This is a genomic window from Corynebacterium hesseae (assembly GCF_037850265.1).
Lineage (GTDB): Bacteria > Actinomycetota > Actinomycetes > Mycobacteriales > Mycobacteriaceae > Corynebacterium > Corynebacterium hesseae.
Genome location: NZ_CP137211.1, coordinates 1370083 through 1387894, shown reverse-complemented (window position 1 = coordinate 1387894; position 17812 = coordinate 1370083). Strand labels below are relative to the sequence as shown.

The window sequence follows — 17812 nt, the reverse complement described above, 5'->3', positions numbered from 1 at the left end:
AGATGATGATGTGAGGCGCGGGGCCTTCTTCATGCGTCTAGGGTCTATGCGCGCGATTCCGCAGTAGGCTCCGTCTCCTCTACTACCGTAGCCTTCTTCTTCGACGTGATGTAGCTATGCAGGCCCTTGATGACGATAGGCGCCACCGACAACGCGATGATAAGCAGCATAATCTTCTCAATCGAGTCAGCAATGCCCGGAATGTTTCCGAGAAAAACACCAACGAGATTCATGGAGAGCACCCAAGCGACTGCGCCGCTGACATTCCATCCAATGAACTTCTTGTACCGCATTCCCGCCGTGCCGGCGGCTACCGGAATGAAGGTGCGCACGATTGGGACGAACCGTCCGAGCACTAGTGCAAGCGGGCCGTGCTTGCGGAAGAAGTCCTCGGCGGTGTTGAGATACTCAAGTTTGAGAAGCCGAGCGTCCTTCTTAAACAGGCCACGGCCAAAACGGTGCCCAATCCAGTACCCCACCTGGTCACCAGCTATCGCGGCGATCATGCCTACAGCAATGAGTACCCACAGGGAGACCTGGAGCTCATGGCGCAGAATCGCGGCAGTCACGAGTAGTGAATCTCCCGGAAGAAATGGGAAGAGCACACCGGACTCGATGAAGACGACAAGTGCTATACCACCGATGACCCAGGGGCCAAAGGCTTCGAGCAAGGTGGCTGCGTCCATATAAGACGTGAGGTTGTGGATAAAGTCCATAATGCTCTCCAAAGAAAAACGCAGGCGCCAGGGCGGGCGCCAAAAGTAGGTAGTGAATCAAGAATTCGCTCCGCAGCTAGGGCGTAGAGACAATAAAGGTGAAACTAGCTAAGACGGTCACAATAGAAGTGGCCCTAGAGATGCTTGCGGATGCGCAGTGCTGTTCAGTATCCCGCGTGCACGGCAATACTCATGCATCGAATCGCGGCTTAACAGTAAGTTGAGGTGCAGCTCTCAGCTGCTCCCCAGCCAGCCAAGCCGTCTCCTGCCTCCGTCTTCAGCCGTTCTCCCATGCTTTGGGCTCAATGCGGGGTTTGGCGTCTTCGGCACTAGACTTCTATCTCTATGAACACAGGTTGGGTGCACAGCGTCGGGGACTTCTTCGCGTCTCTGGGCCGCGCTGCGTGGCAAAGCTGCAAGCGTTGGACGTGGAAACGTTGGACGGCAGTAATCGCTGCCGGTGCGGCATTGATGCTACTCGCCGTGCTTGTCGACGTCCCCTCACTCGCCGCCCTCCGCACGTGGTCAGACCAACTCGGGCCGTGGTTTGTCGTTGCTTTTACGGGCGCCTACATCTTCTTCACCCAGTTCCCTATTCCCCGGACCGTGTGGACTTTGGCGGCAGGCCTTCTTTTCGGCCCGTGGCTTGGGCTTTCTGTTTCCCTTGTCGCGCTGACTATCTCCGCCACCATTTCTCTCCTTATCGTCCGCGGCTTACTTGGTGAGTGGATTCGCCCGCATCTCACGCACAAAGCGGTATATGCAATCAATGCCCGGCTTGAGCGCCGGGGTTGGCTAGCGGTGGCGTCATTGAGAATGGTCGCCGGAGTTCCGTTTTCCTTACTAAACTATGTTGCAGCGCTCACGCCGATTTCGGTGACTCACTTCGCCATCGCTACACTCATCGGTTCGATTCCCACCACCGCCATCGGGGTCTTCTTCGGGGATGCGCTCACCGGAGCGATGAGCCCCTACACGATCGCCGGCTTCCTTATCGCTGCGGCAGTGGGAATCGCTGGTCTCATCCTAGACACGCGGTTGCCGCTCGGCCCCGGAATGCGTGGCCCAGTCAAGCGCAAAGAGTAGACTGAGCGTTGTTTCTTGCTGGAAGGAGTCTCTCACTGTGCTAGCTGTCCATGCCCGCTACCGCGGACGCTCGGTACGCCGCGCCGATTTGGTCCAACGATCCGCCGCCGCGCTTTCCACCCTGGAGGGAATCGGCGAGTTTGAGGTCCTTGGTGTTGAGGATATTTGCGCTGTGGCCTATTCTTCTCCGGCGGTCTGTGATGTCGTTATGGCGCTTCTCGCGGACGGTGACTGGGCCATTGGCATTGGAATTATCCCTGGCGAAGGCGCAGGTGATGCCGAAACACGCGCAGTGGCAACCGCCGCGGTAAAGGGCTCGGCGCGGGCCGGACACGTCTACGCCAAAATTGATCGGCGCGGGCGCGCTGCGGAGGCGCAGGATATTGCAGCGGCATTCGCCCTACTCGGCTTTGTGCTGCACAAGCGCACAATGGAAGGCCGTGAGGCGACATCTCTTGTACGCGGCGGGTTGAATCAGAACGAAGCTGCGGAAGAGCTGGGCATTTCCAAACAAGCGATGTCCCAGCGCCTCCAAGCGGCGGGGTGGGCAGCAGAGACGGCCGGTTGCCAGCTCGCCATCAACCTCATTGACCGAGCGAATTCGAATTAGAGCAAATCTTCTTTGCTCAATTCCGGTGTTGTGACAAAGTCGACGAGCCGCTCGACGGCGCCGATGAGCGTGGAATCGAGATCCCGGAAAGAATTCACGGCGTTGTACACGCGGCTCCACCCTTCCTTGGGATCAGACCACCCCGCGCGCTTGCAGATGCCCGTCTTCCAGTCTTCCCCATAGGGAACCTCGGGCCAGGCGCGCAGCCCTAGGCGCTCAGGCTTTACAGCCGCCCAGATATCAATGAAGGGGTGACCGGTGACAAGCACGTGCTCGCCCACCGTTTGCGTCAACCGCGTTTCCTTTGATCCTTCGACTAGGTGATCCGCGAGGACGCCCACACGGCGTCCCGGACCGGGCTGAAACTCAGCCAGGCGTTCCTCAAGGTTATCGAGTCCTTCGAGGTATTCGACGACCACACCTTCCACCCGCAGATCGTGACCCCAGACCTTTTCAACGATGGCCGCGTCGTGAATGCCTTCAACCCAAATGCGCGAAGGTGCGGCAACTTTCGCCTCAAGATTTTCCACACGGCGCGACCCGGAGTTTGACTTCCGCGGCGCCTGCTTTTCGACGTATCGCGTTAACGTCACTGGCTGCCCCTCCAACAAGAACCCCCCTTTCACGAGTTTGAATACTCGCTCATTTCCATGTCGGTCCTCGAGGCGCACGACTGGGCCCCATACGGTTTTGTCGACGCCCAATACTGCCCCTACAAAGTCATCACCTCGAACCTCGACGACCATGCCTGGTTCAGCGGGTACCTCGGGGTACTCCGGCTTCTTGTTCCGCGCATGTCCTGCAAAAATATCGCCGCCATAGGGATCTCGGGAATTCAAGCTCATAGGGGTCTACCCTATCGTCTACACTGTCCAGCCATGGATATGCGCGCCGAAGTCTGGTCCCCTGTACAAAACGTTTCTGTTTGGCTTGGTGCATGGCTATGGGGGCACGAATCCACCGATGGCTTTCTTGATGCCCTCAGCGAGCTGGGTGGTGAGCAACAAGGGGGCGACGGAGAGCCGTTTGTTGATGTTATGTCACTTCTCCGGCGTGAAACGGCCTCCGTCATCGAGCGTGGAGAGCGCGAACCGCTGCTTCGGCTAGTTCTCTCCGGTCCTGGCGACGCGCCAGCACTTCCAGCCGGCACGGAATCGGCGCGAGCGGCGGCAGAAAATCCGGCAGGCGCAATCGTGGTGCGTACCAATAATCGGGATCGAAACCTGGTGTTGGTGCCCACCTATGCCGTGGGCGCGACACGGTGGACGGTGATTGAAGAGACTGCCCCGTTACCCTCGCCCGCTTGGCTTAGCCCGGGCGAGGCCGATGAGCTCTTGAGTACCGCGACGAATGAGTCAGCAAACCTCATCGAGGCATTGGGCTATCGCAGCGATGCCCTCCCCAATCCCCGGCTAACAGTAGGCACACTAAGCGATTTCTACGACACCCCCGGATTACCCGCTGCAGTGCCGGGGCGAGCAGCGAAGCTCTTCGCCCGCGCCGACCGCGTGGCGGCCATCATCGAGACGGTGACTGACCGCATTCAAGATCACAGTCTCGATCCGCAGCTTCTGCGCCTGTGGCGCCATATCCGCGAAGCACGCATGGCCGGCGTGGCTTATGCGCTCACCGATTTCGCGCGTTAATGCGGCTTGCGCAGAGACCAGATGTCACAACAACCTTCAGCGCAGGGTGCGCCATTGACCGTACAGCCCTGAACGGTAACCTCACCGAGTGAAGCAGGTTCAGCGTCATGCTCTAGCTCCTCGATGAGGTCCACGATGAGCGAGGCAAAACGCGCAGATGGGCCGGCGGTGCGGGTGCGATAGACGCTGACGCCCATTTCCTCAGCGGCTTGCTGAAGTTCAGTATCGAGATCCCAGATGACCTCCATGTGATCGGAGATAAATCCAATTGGGCACACGACAACGCTGTCGACACCATCTTCCTCATGGATTCGCGTGGTGTGGTCGACAATGTCCGGTTCCAACCACGGGGTGGCTGGGTTTCCTGAACGGGATTGCCACACTAGGTCATAATTCTGGACCCCGGCAGCCTTGGCTACGAGCCGTGCAGCCTCCGCTACCTGGCGGGAATAGATATGCTTATCGCCTTCTGCTCCCCCAACAGCATCGTGTGCCGATGGCACTGAATGCGCAGTAAAAAGCATGCGGGTGCTAGCCAGCTTGTCTTCCGGCACCTCCGCATAAGCCTCGCGGACGGCTGCGGCCATCTCCTCGATGAACTTGGGGTGATCGAAGAATTGGCGCAGTTTGGTGAAGTTCATTTCGGGCAGTTGCTCGTCCTCGAGGTGCTTGCGCAATGCAACGATGTCCTCGTTGTACTGGCGGCAAGCACTGTAGCCACCCCAGGCGGAGGTAGCGAATACGGCGACGTTGCGCACACCATCGGCGGCCATCTGCTCGACGGCTTTTGTCCCAAACGGGTACCAGTTACGGTTACCAAAATAGACCGGTAGATTATGTCCGCGTTCCTTCAGCTCCGCGGAAACATTAGAAATAATCTCTCGATTTAGCGCATTAAGCGGACTAATGCCGCCTAGGCGGAAATAGTGTTCCCCGACGACTTCGAGCCGCTCGCGCGGGATGCCACGCCCACGGGTAACGTTCTCCAAAAACGGGACGACCTCCTCGTTTCCTTCCGGGCCACCGAAGGAAAGAACGAGGAGGGCGTCAAATGAGGAGGGCACCGAATCGGTGCCGCGGGTGTTGCCCTGGGCAGTACGCAGTGTGTCAGTCATGCAGCCCAGTTTAGCAACGGGCTGAACTAGATCAGTCGCACGGCATAGGGTGCCATGCCGGCTTGTCGTACTGGGGAGATGCTGACGTTTTGACCGGACTGCGGAGCTTCGACCATGGTGCCGTCACCAAGATAGATTGCCACGTGCTGATTTCCGCTCGGGCCGTAGAAGACAAGGTCGCCTCGCTGCATCTCGCTCGGGGAAATCTTGGTTCCCTTCTGATACTGGTAGCCGGTGTAATGCGGCAGGGAAATGCCGACGCCAGCAAAGGCATAGAGCACCAGCCCAGAACAGTCGAAGCCGACCTTGTTGTAGTCGCCATAAGAGTCAGCGACGCCGCCGTCGCGAATGCCCTGCGTAGGACCGTTGGCATCGCCACCACCCCAGGCATAGGGAACTCCCACCTGAGACGTTGCGCGCTCGATGACGGTCTCAATCTTTGCTTCGCGGGAGGCATCGCCCAGTGAAGCGGATGCCTTCTTCGTCACGCTATCGGTGGTGTCAAGTTCCTCCAGGACACCGGAGACATCGGACTCAAGGGAATCCTCGCTATCAGTTGCGTTCGCTGCATCGCTATCGGACGTCTCCGTGGAATCCGTCACTTCCCCAGTGCTGTCTTGCCCACCCTGGAGGGCAAAGAGCTTGGAAGAGCCTTCCGCCAGAGCATTGATTTCCTCTTGGCTCAAGCTGTTATTGTGGTCCGGCTGAGATGCGGCCACCATCGAGGCCACTGTTCCCACCGCTTCAATGCCAAGCGCTACGGTTTCCGCATCGATTCCGTTCGGATCGAACGAGCTGGAGCTACCGCCCTGGGAGTTCTCGGCGTTCTCTTCAGAGGAGCTGGCCGTGCTTGTCGACGACAACTCTTGCACGTTCGGATCGGAAGCCACGGTGCTTGCGGCGCTAGAGAGCTCTTCCAAGTCATCAGCATCGGCAGAAGCCGTCGACGGCTGCGATTGAAGCGTGGGGTTCTGTGCCTCAGAGTCGGAGGGGCCGGCCACGGTGGACGCTGTGGACTCGGCGGTCGGCTCCGTGCTGGCCGGTGTCGAATGCCCCGCAGCGGACGGCGAGGATACCGTCGATGGGCCGTCGGCAGGAGTTGCGGCACTAGACTCAGAACGACCCTGTGCAGAATTAGTCCCGGCCCGCTCCTTGACCTTAGATCCAGCTGTTGGGCTTGACACACCTTCTCCGTCCAGACCCTTGGCTTGATTTAGCGCCTTGTGAAGAGATGAGAGTTGGGAAAGCAGATCCTCGCGTTCGGACGTAGATTCCTCAATAGAAGCCTCGGACGCGGAGAGTTGCTCGCGCGCGGCAGCCTCGGCATCGGCCGCCCGGTCCGCACGTTCCTCGGCCAGTTGTTGGGTCTTCCGCAGCTGGGATTCCTTGTTCGCCTTTTCCGTGCGCTGCTTCTCCAAGTCGCTAACGACGGCCTGCTGCTTCTCAGACTGCGAGCGAAGGTAGGACTGGCGCTCCAGCATGTCCGAACGCGCGTCTTTTCCTGCCGCATGGGAGACGGCATCGGAAGTATTGGCTCGGCGGTAGGCGGAACGGGAGACCTCATCCAGCTTGGCCTGGGCATCGGCGACATCCGCTTGTGCGTCGTCAAGCTGCTCGCGCGCCGTCGTTGTTCCTTGGCGCGCTTGGTTTGCCTTAGTGCGGGCGTCGTTGAGATCGACCAGCGCACGGTTGACGGTTTCGCGCTGCGCACCTATGGAGGCTTCCGCTTGTGCGATGCGCTCCTCAATCTGGGCGATTGCGCCCGCGAGGTCTGCGATGGATGGGTTGTCGGAGGATAGCAGGGATTTGATGTTGATCTGCTCAGGTTCCGCAGCCACTGCAGGAGTGAGCGCGGAGACAGTAGACAAGGCGGCGGTGGTCGCTATGGCAGCGCACGCTGCCTTAAAGCGCCGAAAGCCGAAAGATGATGTGGTGGCCACGAGGGTTATCTCCTAGACACCTACCCCGGAGATGTCACGCACGTTGCGTAGACGAGCTTGCCGGACATCGAGACCTGGAGGTGACGAGTTGGACGAGCAAAAGAAACAGCGGTGTGTACGTAGCTAGTCTCGCCTTCAAGCAGGATGAGGCGGCAATCGATTTCCCAATGGGAATAGTGGACTTAATAAGGCTTGCGCCCGGAATTGACCGGGATACGCGAACGCGGCTTGCCCCTGAAGAGCTCTTTGCTCTCTACGCCACGAAATGCCGAATAGACGGGGCGGCATTTTCTCTTATAGAGGCGGCAGGGAAATCTGCGGGGCGTCTGGCGTGTGCACCAACATCACGTCGAACCGTGCGTCATAGCTAGCCACACCGCACTCGCATGGTGCTCGTTGGGCTCACGGAGAGCGGCGCCGAGTATGGCTGCACGATCCGACGACGAAGGGACACACACCCATATTCAGGCTCGAGGTCCTGCGTCGGTTCCTCCTCGCTCGGCGCCGCGCTCGTGGAGGGCACTTCCGCGGTCCTTAGTGGCGCACGCGTAAGCACTCACAGCTGGCACCCAACCGGAAACCGATGGAACTCATGGCCATCACAGCCCTCGATGAGGGCGTGCGAATGAAGTGTATGAAGCCTCTTCCACTCGGGAGGTAGGTGTTTCGATATCTAAAAGGTTGAACACTGGTACCGACTGCGTCGAGAAAACTGCATTGCTACGCGCATCGCTAGCGCGGTGCGACGGTCATCCACCAGGCGGTGAACCCCAACGGTCCTCTTCGCTCGCGGCGTGCTTCCCCACATACCCGTGCGACAAATCAGTTGAGAGTCAAGGCTTGGTCCATGAACGTATGGAGCAATAGTCAACCCGTGAGTCGATACGTGAACCATACGTCACCGACACGCCATCTCGCACACTTTTCCCATCTTTCACATCAGCCACGGAAAACCACAAGGCGTTACAGGCGCACCTAACCTGCAATGACTTTGTTATCAATGTGTGACTGTGACGTTGCTCACTCTTCCCCGGAGTGCAAACCTCTCCCCCCTGACTATCGCTGTGGATTGCGGCCCTGGGCCTGCCGCAGAAGCTTCGATTGTTCCCAGTGGAACCTGTCTTCTGGGGCGCAGGAAACGCTCCATTTCGGGACTGGAGAGAACCGAAGTATTCGTCGACTTAAGGTGCCCGTGCGGCATCCGATGTGGTCGCTGCGTGGGCCATATTCCTAGGGCTCTTACGCCCTCTCAACCACTCCCCCGTTGCAAAAGTCAAGTCTTAGTGGTTGATATTCGCCACTTCCCTACCCCTGTGGTGGGTGTGGCGCATGTTTAGCGGAATTCACTCGGCGACCTCGATCGCTTAGTTTCTGGCCGTGTCAGCTTTCTGTGTAGCGGCTCGAAATCCCGCCCAGCCCGCAATTGCCGCTACGAAGAAAAACAACGTCAAGATTGCCAGCCATGGCGTTGAAAAATGATCTGCAGTTGCATAGAAATCATTCAGCAAAGTTACCTGATCGAGTCCAGTTGGTAGCGAATCCTCGGCTGCCTCAATGGATGCCCGATCATAAGAATTACTGACTGCGGACACCCGCATTGGCGCCTGGAGAATCACGGTATCGAGTCCCGTTTGTTCTTGAAGGGCTGTCGCCAGGTCGCGTAGATCTGGAATCTTGTCGGGGAAGACATCTACCACTGCGATGCCATGGTTGGGCTGGAGGGAGTCTGCGATGCGGACCTGGAGGTCGTCGTCTAGCGCCAGCTCTGGGTTTGAGAACGCTACACCGTCGGCTGAGAGCTGATCTGCAATGTCGTCTACATCTACGCCCGCCGGGATCATCCGCCACTCCTTAATCTCTATGGACGTTAATGCTTGGTGGCACAGTCTTCTGCCCAAACACGATTCGGAGGTTTGTCCCCCGGATTCCCGATCGAGCCTAAACCTCGGAGCGTGGGCGAGGCCGGTGACTCGCCGCTACCCCCGAAATGTAGGAAACAGAACGCCCGTACTGTTATGCTGGTGTCGACCGAGGGTTCTTGCATCTACAATAGATACGGAACATTCGCGTTCTGAGATCGCCGATACACCTGGCTCCATGTGGTTGCTAGGGCATATCGGCAAATTCGATGAACCTTCGACCAGTGTTCGATAACCCACAAGCGAAAAGCAAGGAATGGAGCTCCTTATGACTGAAAGCCTGAACTCCTTCGGCGCCAAGAAGACTCTTGAGGTCAACGGTAAGTCCTATGACTACTTTGACATCAATGCAGTCGAGGGCCTGGAGAAGCTTCCTTACTCCCTCAAGGTCCTGGCTGAGAACCAGCTGCGCTACGAGGACGGGAAGAACGTAACCAAGGATCACATTAACGCTTTGGCCAACTGGGATCCGTCCGCTGAGCCGGATACCGAGATCCAGTTCACCCCGGCCCGCGTTCTGATGCAGGACTTCACCGGCGTCCCCTGCGTGGTCGACTTGGCAACCATGCGTGAGGCTATCGCCGCCCTCGGCGGCAAGCCGGACCAGGTGAACCCGCTCAACCCGGCCGAGATGGTTATTGACCACTCCGTCATCGTCGAGGCTTTCGGCTCCACCGAGGCCCTGGAGAAGAATGTTGAGATCGAGTACGAGCGCAACCAGGAGCGTTACCAGTTCCTGCGCTGGGGTGCCGAGAATTTCTCCAACTTCCGCGTTGTTCCTCCGGGAACCGGTATTGTCCACCAGGTCAACATTGAGTACCTTTCCCGCGTGGTCTTCGACAACGATGGTGTTGCCTACCCGGATACCTGTATTGGTACCGACTCCCACACCACCATGGAAAACGGCCTGGGCATCCTGGGCTGGGGCGTTGGCGGCATCGAGGCCGAGGCTGCAATGCTGGGTCAGCCGGTGTCCATGCTGATCCCGCGCGTCGTGGGCTTCAAGCTCACCGGCGAGATTCCGACCGGCGTGACCGCTACCGACGTGGTGCTGACCATCACCGAGATGCTGCGCCAGCACGGTGTGGTTCAGAAGTTTGTTGAGTTCTACGGCAACGGTGTGAAGTCCGTGCCGCTGGCTAACCGCGCCACCATCGGTAACATGTCCCCCGAGTTCGGTTCCACCGCTGCGATCTTCCCGATCGACGAGGAGACCATCAAGTACCTCGAGCTCACCGGCCGTCCGCAGGAGCAGATCGATCGCGTCGAGGCTTACGCCAAGGCTCAGGGCATGTGGCTCGAGCAGGACGCTCCGGAGGCACAGTACTCCGAGTACCTCGAACTGGATCTGTCCACTGTTAAGCCGTCCATCGCCGGCCCGAAGCGCCCGCAGGACCGCATTCTCCTCTCTGAGGCAAAGGAGCAGTTCCGTAAGGATCTGCCGACTTACGCTTCCGGCGAGGTTGTTGCAGACGAGTCCACCATCGAGGCAAAGCGCATGACCTCCGAGGGTGGCGACGAGAATGCTCTCGTCGACGTTACCGGTGGCCTGAACAAGTCTCGTGCAGGCGAAGGCGAGTCCGCAGCCAAGGGCGGCTCCGGCCGCCAGTCCAACCCGGTTACCGTCACCTCCCCGAACGGTGGCGAGTACACCCTGGACCACGGCATGGTTGCTATCGCTTCCATTACCTCCTGCACCAACACCTCTAACCCGTCCGTCATGGTTGGCGCTGGCCTCATCGCACGTAAGGCTGCTGAAAAGGGCCTGAAGTCCAAGCCGTGGGTCAAGACCATTTGTGCCCCGGGTTCCCAGGTTGTTGACGGCTACTTCCAGCGCGCAGACCTCTGGAAGGATCTGGAGGCGCTTGGCTTCTACCTCTCCGGCTTCGGCTGCACCACCTGTATCGGTAACTCCGGCCCGCTGCCGGAGGAAATCTCCAACGCCATCAACGAGCATGATCTGGCTGCTACTGCGGTGCTGTCCGGCAACCGTAACTTTGAGGGCCGCATCTCCCCGGACGTCAAGATGAACTACTTGGCCTCCCCCATCATGGTCATTGCATACGCTATTGCTGGCACCATGGACTTCGATTTCGAGGCTCAGGCGCTGGGTCAGGATCAGGACGGCAACGATGTCTTCCTCAAGGACATCTGGCCTTCCCCGAAGGAGATCGAGGACACCATCCAGCAGGCCATCTCCCGCGAGCTCTACGAGGCTGATTACGCCGACGTGTTCAAGGGTGACGACGCATGGCGCAACCTGGACGTTCCGGAGGGCGAGACCTTCAAGTGGAACGAGGATTCCACCTACATCCGCAAGGCACCGTACTTCGACGGCATGCCGACTGAGCCGGAGCCCGTTCAGGACATCAAGGGCGCTCGCGTCCTTGCTAAGCTCGGTGACTCCGTGACCACCGACCACATCTCCCCGGCTTCCTCCATTAAGCCGGGCACCCCGGCCGCTCAGTACCTGGATGCCAACGGTGTCGAGCGTCAGGACTACAACTCCCTGGGTTCCCGTCGCGGTAACCACGAGGTCATGATGCGCGGTACCTTCGCCAACATCCGCCTCCAGAACCAGCTGGTCGACGTCGCCGGTGGCTACACCCGTGACTTCACCCAGGAGGGCGCACCGCAGGCCTTCATCTTCGATGCCTGCGAGAACTACAAGGCAGCCGACATTCCGCTGGTTGTCCTTGCTGGTAAGGAGTACGGCACTGGTTCCTCCCGTGACTGGGCTGCTAAGGGCACCAACCTGCTTGGCGTGAAGGCTGTCATCACTGAGTCCTTCGAGCGTATTCACCGCTCGAACCTCATTGGCATGGGCGTCATCCCGCTGCAGTTCCCGGAGGGCGAGTCCCACGAGTCCCTGGGCTTGGATGGCACCGAGACCTTCGACATCGACGGCATCGCAGCCCTCAACGAGGGCGGCATTCCGAAGACGGTCCACGTGACCGCCACCAAGGAGTCCGGCGAGACCGTTGAGTTCGATGCCAAGGTTCGCATCGACACACCTGGTGAGGCCGACTACTACCGCCACGGCGGCATTCTGCAGTTCGTTCTGCGCCAGATGGTCAAGGCCTAAAACAGCCTTGCCCATTATGTAGGCACCCCGACTCTGGGGCGACCTACATAGTTAGGCACCAAGGCCAGCTAGCAACATGGAGTGCTGGCTGGCCTTTCTGCTTCTGCCCCTCCCCCTCTATTTCCACCACCCGTTTACCCGCCGCCGTGCTTAAAGGAGCTAGTTTTCAGCCATGCCGATTATGAGCGACTCTGAACTGAACCGCCGCCGCCACGACATTCTGGTTGGCGCACGTAAATGCTTCGCTGAGCACGGCTACGACGGTGCGACGGTGCGGCGTCTCGAAGAAGCCACAGGTAAGTCGCGTGGGGCAATCTTCCATCATTTCGGTGATAAGGAGTCCCTCTTTCTTGCCTTGGCCCGGGAAGACGCCGCCCGTGAGGCCGAAGTTGTTGCGAACAACGGTCTCGTCGAAGTCATGAGTGAGATGCTGCGCCATCCGGAACGCCATGACTGGCTTGCTACCCGGCTTGCTGTGACCTCGATGCTGCGTACCGATCCGTCTTTCGCCGCGCGCTGGCATGAGGAGCAACAGATTCTTGATAAGGCGGTCCGTGCCCGCTTGGAATCCAACGCCGAGAAGGGGCGCATGCGAGACGACGTCTCAATCGACACTCTCGTGACATATCTTGAAACCTTTATGGACGGATTTATCAACCGCCTAGCGCTCGGGGATACGAAGAATCTCGAGCAGGTTTTAGATTTGGTCGAACAATCGATTCGCGGCTCCCACGCCGATCACTAGGCTTTAGTACTCGGTGACGAAGTGTGGTCGCCGCTACACTGTGGCGCATGGACCATACTCCCCTACGACTTTCGCGCACGCAGTGCGGAATAAGTCTGAGCGCTACGCCGCGGCTTGCTCCAAAGGAACAGCGCACCCACGATGCTCAGCCGAACCCGCGGATGGACAATTCAGGTCTTCGCGAGGTCATCGAGGAGGCTGGGCCTCAGCCGGGACGCCTCTCGTTTGGTGCTGTCGCAGTCTGGACTTTTATAGGTCTCGTCGGGCTGTTTATGTTCAGCATGTCGATTCCTTTCTTCACTGGTGGCTTTGGTCCTCCGCAAAGCAGCTTCTCCGATCTAGGAGTATTTTCGCTTATCCCAATCATTATTTGCCTCGTCAGTCTTACTGTTTTCATCGTAGGTTTGCGGAGTGTTTTCAAGGAAATCCGAAATGCATAGCGTCTGCGCACCGCGTGGCGCAACGGCTGGATAGAATACCGTCCTGCTCTTATTGGCGAGCTTGTTTACCTGCGAAGCGAAACCGAAGGGTCCGACGACCGTAAGCGGACCTATTTCTATTATTCGGCGCCTCTTTTGATCCTTCAGCCAGACGGCACACTAGCGAGCGCAATGTCCGCTGAGTTCCGCGCTGACAATCCGAATAGGCTAAGGTCACGGGGCGCGGCTCTTGCCGAAGGGGCCCGAATAGCAACCGCCGATACCGCGCACAATAATGGATGGACCGTCGCGGCTTACCGCGCTGATGGATCAAGTTCGGAGGCGGAACTATCCAGCGGTCTCACCAGCGGCCAACTTGATGCCGTGCTCCAATTCGCTGAACAGCGGTGGGTGCGCTAGCTCTCCCAATTAAGACTGAGTTCCTTCCGTTGGGGGCTAGTCCCCAGCCGCCGATGGTCACCGAGAAAATGGAGACCACGACCATTAAGCTGTGATCCATGACTCACTCGCCTTTGCAGCTGCCCCGCACTCCGCTGAAGCTTCCTTCTTCAAGTGCAGGATCCCTCGCGCCTAAGGATTTGAAGGATCACGATCAGCACCCCAACCCAAACATGGATCGCAGCGGCATCCGCGAGGCTATTAATAGCGTCGGGTCTCCGATCGGCCAATCCAATCTCGGCATGGTCATCGTTGCTTCCTTTTTCATCTTCATTGGCGGTTCAGCGCTACTCTTCTCGGTGGCTCACACGCTCTTTATATCAGTCCTGTTTCCCGGAGCCGGAGGAACGATTGGGAATATTCCGATAGCCAGCCTTATCACTGGAGCTGTAGCCCTCGTGTTCGTCTTCGTTGGAATCTTGATTTTGCGGGGGCGCTTGGGTTCCACAACAAGGCTTCGCACCGCGTGGGAGAATGGCTGGATCGAGTACCGCCCCGCACTGATCGGCGAGCTGACCTATAAGCGCCGCGTTGATTACGACGACAAGACCGACTATTACTACACCGCCCCGATACTGATCTTGCAGCCGGACGGCTCATTGACGAAAAGCATGACCGAGGAATTCATTGCTCCAAACCCGAACTGGCTGAAGCTGCGTGGCCGGCTGCTTGCCGACGGTCCCCTCGTCGCCACCGTGGACTTCAACCACAACAACGGATGGGGTGTAGTGGGATACCGGGTAGATGCAGATAAACCGCAGCCAGAACTGCACAATGGTCTGCGCCAAAAGAACATTGAAGCAGCACTGTCTTTTGCAGAGCGGAACTGGGTAAGAAGTTAGTGATAAGAATGTCTGACCACGCTTTAGCACCATTCGACTTCCCGGAACACCACTACTCCGAGAGACTCATTCCCCGCACTCGGAGTTCTGTGTCCGCCCCGAACTTGAGATCAAGCACATCTAGCATCGCTCGCGCGATCGCAGCGGCTGGGCCACTCCCAGGCGGGGCCGCACCTGAATGGCGAAGTCTACGGAACAACCTCATCACGGCGGTAGTGGGCCTAGCTATCGCACTATCAGCCTTTATCGGCGAAGATATGTCTATTAGTTCCGGATGGCAGGGATTGGCCGTTGCGGTCTTTGTTCTCTTCCTCGTCGTGGCGGCCGGTCGGAACATTCGAGCAATTCGGAGCTCTACGTGGGGTGCTCGCCGCCTACGGACGGCGTCGGAAAATGGGTGGATCGAGTATTATCCCGCGCTGCTTAGTGAGATCTGGCAAACAGGTCGACACGTGCCGCACGCTGATCCCACCGAGTACTACTACAAGGCGAAAGTGCGCATTTTCCTTCCAGATGGCACAGTTCAAGAAATCATCAGCGATGAGTTTGAGTCCCACACTTCTCCCCGCTCCTTCCGGGAGCAGGGTGTGGCCGTGGTACGGTTCCAAAGCCAAGCGACGTTCAAGCACCCCACAGGGTGGTATATCGCGGCCCACCTGTCCACAAAGCCACTTCGTTATGCGAGCCTCCACCACCAACTGAGCAGAGAGCAAGTCATCGCCGCGCTTGACGCGGCGGCATCCGCTCGATTTTAGATATCCTTCACGCTTCCATCGCCATCGATGAATTCTAGCGGCGAAGTCGGGAAGCTTTCGCGGCCGGCGACCTCGGTGACCACCTCAGCGACAAGCTCCCGGGAGGTAGTCAGATTAGCGGTGCGCTCTGCGTCCTTATCTAGCACGGTGATGCCACGCGAAGGCTCTTCCGTCAGGGCCGCCGGGCCAAGGATGAGGTAAGTGAGGTCGGTTGAGTTGAGCTTATTGTCTACGGCCTTCTTGGACTCCACGTAGGCGTACCACTTCTCATCCGCAGGATCAGTCGTGTTCTCCGTAGCGCCCATGTAGGAAATCATGATGTAGGCGGGAGTGTTCTTGCCCTCGGCAGAAAGCTTTTCCAGACCCGCAATAGATGCCAGCGCCGCATCACGGTCGACCGCCCACGTCACCTCCGCACCAGCACGGCCACCATTTCCGGCGCCCCACACGACGACGTCATAGTCAGCCAAAAGCTCTGCCCAGTCCTCAACAGAAAGCTCGGTGAGATCGCGAACCACTGCGGCGGCACCGAGGGCCTCAATATCAGAGACCTGGTCCGGGTTGCGGATGAGGGAATGGACGGTGAGGTTGGCGTCGACAAGCTTGGGCGCCGCCAAGAGCCCAACCTTGCCGTGGCCGCCGATGTACAGAACCTTCTTGCGCGTAGTTGTTGTCGTATCAGTCATGTGCGCCACCGTACGCGCCGGCTCGCTATCCTGCATGACCCCAGGGCAGCGTGAAAAACCGACGGGCTACAATCAAATTATGATCGCCATCATGACTGTTACCGGTGTTGATAACACCGGAATTATCTCTGCCGTTTCCACCGCCCTCGCTGAGCTCAAGATCAACATCGTTGACGTCTCTCAGACCCTCATGTCTGGGTACTTCACGATGATCCTGCGCGTCGAATTCGATGAGAATGAGGTCAGCATCCAGCAGATTCAGGAGCGGATGAATACCGTCGGTGAGTCCATCAAACAATCCATTCGCGTGCAGTCGGAAGCACTGTTCACCGCCATGAATGAAATTTAGGAGCGAGAATCAGTCATGCTTAATCGCTTCAACACCGTCAGTATTCTCGACACCATCGAGATGATCGAGAAATACCGCCTCGATATCCGCACCGTTACCATGGGGATCTCGCTGCTCGGCTGCACGCGCTCCACCATGGAAGCTACCGCAGAGGCCGTTTATGATCGCGTGACCACCCGCGCGGCTCAGCTCGTGGAAGTCTGCGAAGGGATCGAGGCCGAGCTCGGCATCCCGATCGTCAACAAACGTATTTCCGTCACTCCGATCTCACTTATCGTGGCTGGCGTAGAAGGACACCCCGTCGACGTCGCCCGTGCACTGGATCGCGCCGCTGAGACGACAGGTGTTAACTTCGTCGGCGGCTACTCCGCATTGGTTGAAAAGGGTGCCACCACTGCGGAAAAGACACTCATCCGCTCTATCCCGGAAGCGCTGGCTGAGACCAACCTGGTGTGTTCCTCAGTAAATATCGCATCCTCGCGCGCCGGCATCAACATGAACGCCGCAGCGCAGATGGGACGCATCATCAAGGAAGCTGCCGAACTCACCAAGGACCGCAGCGCCATCGGCTGTGCCAAGCTCGTGATCTTCTCCAACTCCGTGGGCGATAACCCCTTCATGGCCGGTGCCTTCCACGGTATCGAGGAACCGGACTGCGTTGTCTCCGTCGGTGTGTCTGGGCCGGGTGTTGTCGACCGTGCTCTCGGATCCCTGGAGGGCGCCACCCTTAATGAAGTCGCCGAGGAGGTCAAGAAGGCTGCCTTCAAGGTCACGCGTGCCGGACAGCTCGTTGGTTCGATGGCCTCGGAGCGCCTCGGTGTTCCCTTTGGCATCATCGACCTTTCGCTGGCCCCCACAGCGGAGCTGGGAGATTCCGTCGCGCACATCCTGGAACACATGGGCCTGGATCAGGTGGGCACGCACGGAACGACGGCAGCCCTCGCACTGCTTAACGACGCCGTCAAGAAGGGCGGCATGATGGCCTGCTCACGCGTGGGCGGTCTATCGGGTTCCTTCATCCCGGTTTCGGAAGACAAGGGCATGATCGATGCTGTGCGCACCGGCGCTATTTCCATCGACAAGCTGGAGGCCATGACCTCCATCTGCTCGGTGGGCCTGGACATGATCGCCATTCCGGGCGATACTTCCGCGGAGACTATTGCTGGCATGATCGCTGATGAAGCCGCCATTGGCGTGATGAATCATAAGACGACTGCCGTGCGCGTTATCCCCGCCCCGGGAACCAAGGCTGGCGATGAGGTCAACTTCGGCGGCCTGCTGGGCTACGCTCCGGTCATTCCGGTCAATGAGGTGGGCAACTCCACCTTCATCAACCGCGGTGGCTTCATCCCGGCGCCGGTACACGGCTTCCGAAACTAAAAGCCTCAGCAACTCGGATTAGTTTTCACCAAGCACTTGACCCTCACACTATGTGAGGGT

The 17812-nt window shown here is 58.6% G+C and carries 16 protein-coding genes; 10 read left to right on the top strand and 6 right to left on the bottom strand.

What is annotated here, in order from left to right; genetic code table 11:
- Window positions 1-44: 44 nt before the first annotated feature.
- Window positions 45-716 (bottom strand): DedA family protein, encoded by a 672-nt coding sequence (locus R3O64_RS06455; RefSeq protein WP_196060517.1) that lies wholly within the window; start codon window positions 714-716, stop codon window positions 45-47.
- 345 nt (window positions 717-1061) lie between these two features.
- Here R3O64_RS06455 and R3O64_RS06450 point away from each other — a divergent pair, with 345 nt between their 5' ends.
- Both R3O64_RS06450 and R3O64_RS06445 read left to right on the top strand, forming a co-directional pair.
- The gene (locus tag R3O64_RS06450) at window positions 1062-1802 is read left to right on the top strand and encodes a TVP38/TMEM64 family protein (protein ID WP_339016167.1); all 741 of its coding nucleotides are present in this window, start codon (window positions 1062-1064) and stop codon (window positions 1800-1802) included.
- 37 nt (window positions 1803-1839) lie between these two features.
- Window positions 1840-2412 (top strand): MarR family transcriptional regulator, encoded by a 573-nt coding sequence (locus tag R3O64_RS06445; RefSeq protein ID WP_070520572.1) that lies wholly within the window; start codon window positions 1840-1842, stop codon window positions 2410-2412.
- On the opposite strand, the gene R3O64_RS06440 is transcribed toward R3O64_RS06445, so the two are convergent.
- Window positions 2409-3257 carry a DUF3097 domain-containing protein gene (locus R3O64_RS06440; protein WP_070564527.1) on the bottom strand — a complete coding sequence of 283 codons (849 nt, stop codon included), beginning with the start codon at window positions 3255-3257 and terminating at the stop codon, window positions 2409-2411. The two genes, R3O64_RS06445 and R3O64_RS06440, sit on opposite strands and share 4 nt — an antisense overlap.
- A gap of 33 nt (window positions 3258-3290) precedes the next feature.
- Between R3O64_RS06440 and R3O64_RS06435 the strand changes: the two genes are divergently transcribed.
- The gene (locus R3O64_RS06435; RefSeq protein ID WP_339016158.1) at window positions 3291-4058 is read left to right on the top strand and encodes a hypothetical protein; all 768 of its coding nucleotides are present in this window, start codon (window positions 3291-3293) and stop codon (window positions 4056-4058) included.
- On the opposite strand, the gene R3O64_RS06430 is transcribed toward R3O64_RS06435, so the two are convergent.
- The 3 genes from R3O64_RS06430 to R3O64_RS06420 form a co-directional block, all read right to left on the bottom strand.
- Window positions 4055-5173 (bottom strand): ferrochelatase, encoded by a 1119-nt coding sequence (locus tag R3O64_RS06430; protein WP_339016156.1) that lies wholly within the window; start codon window positions 5171-5173, stop codon window positions 4055-4057. The two genes, R3O64_RS06435 and R3O64_RS06430, sit on opposite strands and share 4 nt — an antisense overlap.
- A gap of 26 nt (window positions 5174-5199) precedes the next feature.
- Complete coding sequence (locus R3O64_RS06425; RefSeq protein WP_339016154.1) at window positions 5200-7113, bottom strand: DIP1281 family NlpC/P60 protein; 1914 nt, start codon at window positions 7111-7113, stop codon at window positions 5200-5202.
- Between the two features lie 1364 nt (window positions 7114-8477).
- Window positions 8478-8954 (bottom strand): DUF6676 family protein, encoded by a 477-nt coding sequence (locus R3O64_RS06420; protein WP_339016152.1) that lies wholly within the window; start codon window positions 8952-8954, stop codon window positions 8478-8480.
- A gap of 346 nt (window positions 8955-9300) precedes the next feature.
- Here R3O64_RS06420 and can point away from each other — a divergent pair, with 346 nt between their 5' ends.
- The 5 genes from can to R3O64_RS06395 all read left to right on the top strand — a co-directional run bounded on the left by can (window position 9301) and on the right by R3O64_RS06395 (window position 15337).
- Window positions 9301-12117, top strand: a complete 2817-nt coding sequence (can, locus tag R3O64_RS06415) for an aconitate hydratase (protein ID WP_210384684.1) — start codon at window positions 9301-9303, stop codon at window positions 12115-12117.
- 172 nt (window positions 12118-12289) lie between these two features.
- Window positions 12290-12862 carry a TetR/AcrR family transcriptional regulator gene (locus tag R3O64_RS06410; protein WP_070565315.1) on the top strand — a complete coding sequence of 191 codons (573 nt, stop codon included), beginning with the start codon at window positions 12290-12292 and terminating at the stop codon, window positions 12860-12862.
- A gap of 47 nt (window positions 12863-12909) precedes the next feature.
- Window positions 12910-13302 carry a hypothetical protein gene (locus R3O64_RS06405; RefSeq protein ID WP_339017526.1) on the top strand — a complete coding sequence of 131 codons (393 nt, stop codon included), beginning with the start codon at window positions 12910-12912 and terminating at the stop codon, window positions 13300-13302.
- Window positions 13303-13799: 497 nt separating this feature from the next.
- Window positions 13800-14582: a hypothetical protein gene (locus R3O64_RS06400; RefSeq protein ID WP_250223862.1), complete on the top strand. Its 783-nt coding sequence runs from the start codon at window positions 13800-13802 to the stop codon at window positions 14580-14582.
- 257 nt (window positions 14583-14839) lie between these two features.
- A complete protein-coding gene (locus R3O64_RS06395) occupies window positions 14840-15337 on the top strand; it encodes a hypothetical protein (protein WP_246816444.1) in 498 nt (165 codons plus the stop codon).
- Here the strand turns inward: R3O64_RS06395 and R3O64_RS06390 are convergent.
- Window positions 15334-16023, bottom strand: coding sequence for an NAD(P)-binding oxidoreductase (locus R3O64_RS06390; RefSeq protein ID WP_339017525.1), 690 nt, complete (start codon window positions 16021-16023; stop codon window positions 15334-15336). The genes R3O64_RS06395 and R3O64_RS06390 overlap by 4 nt on opposite strands.
- Before the next feature lie 79 nt (window positions 16024-16102).
- Between R3O64_RS06390 and R3O64_RS06385 the strand changes: the two genes are divergently transcribed.
- Together R3O64_RS06385 and R3O64_RS06380 are read left to right on the top strand one after the other, a co-directional pair.
- A complete protein-coding gene (locus tag R3O64_RS06385; protein WP_070524521.1) occupies window positions 16103-16372 on the top strand; it encodes an ACT domain-containing protein in 270 nt (89 codons plus the stop codon).
- A gap of 15 nt (window positions 16373-16387) precedes the next feature.
- A complete protein-coding gene (locus R3O64_RS06380; RefSeq protein WP_070524243.1) occupies window positions 16388-17752 on the top strand; it encodes a PFL family protein in 1365 nt (454 codons plus the stop codon).
- Window positions 17753-17812 lie beyond the last annotated feature (60 nt).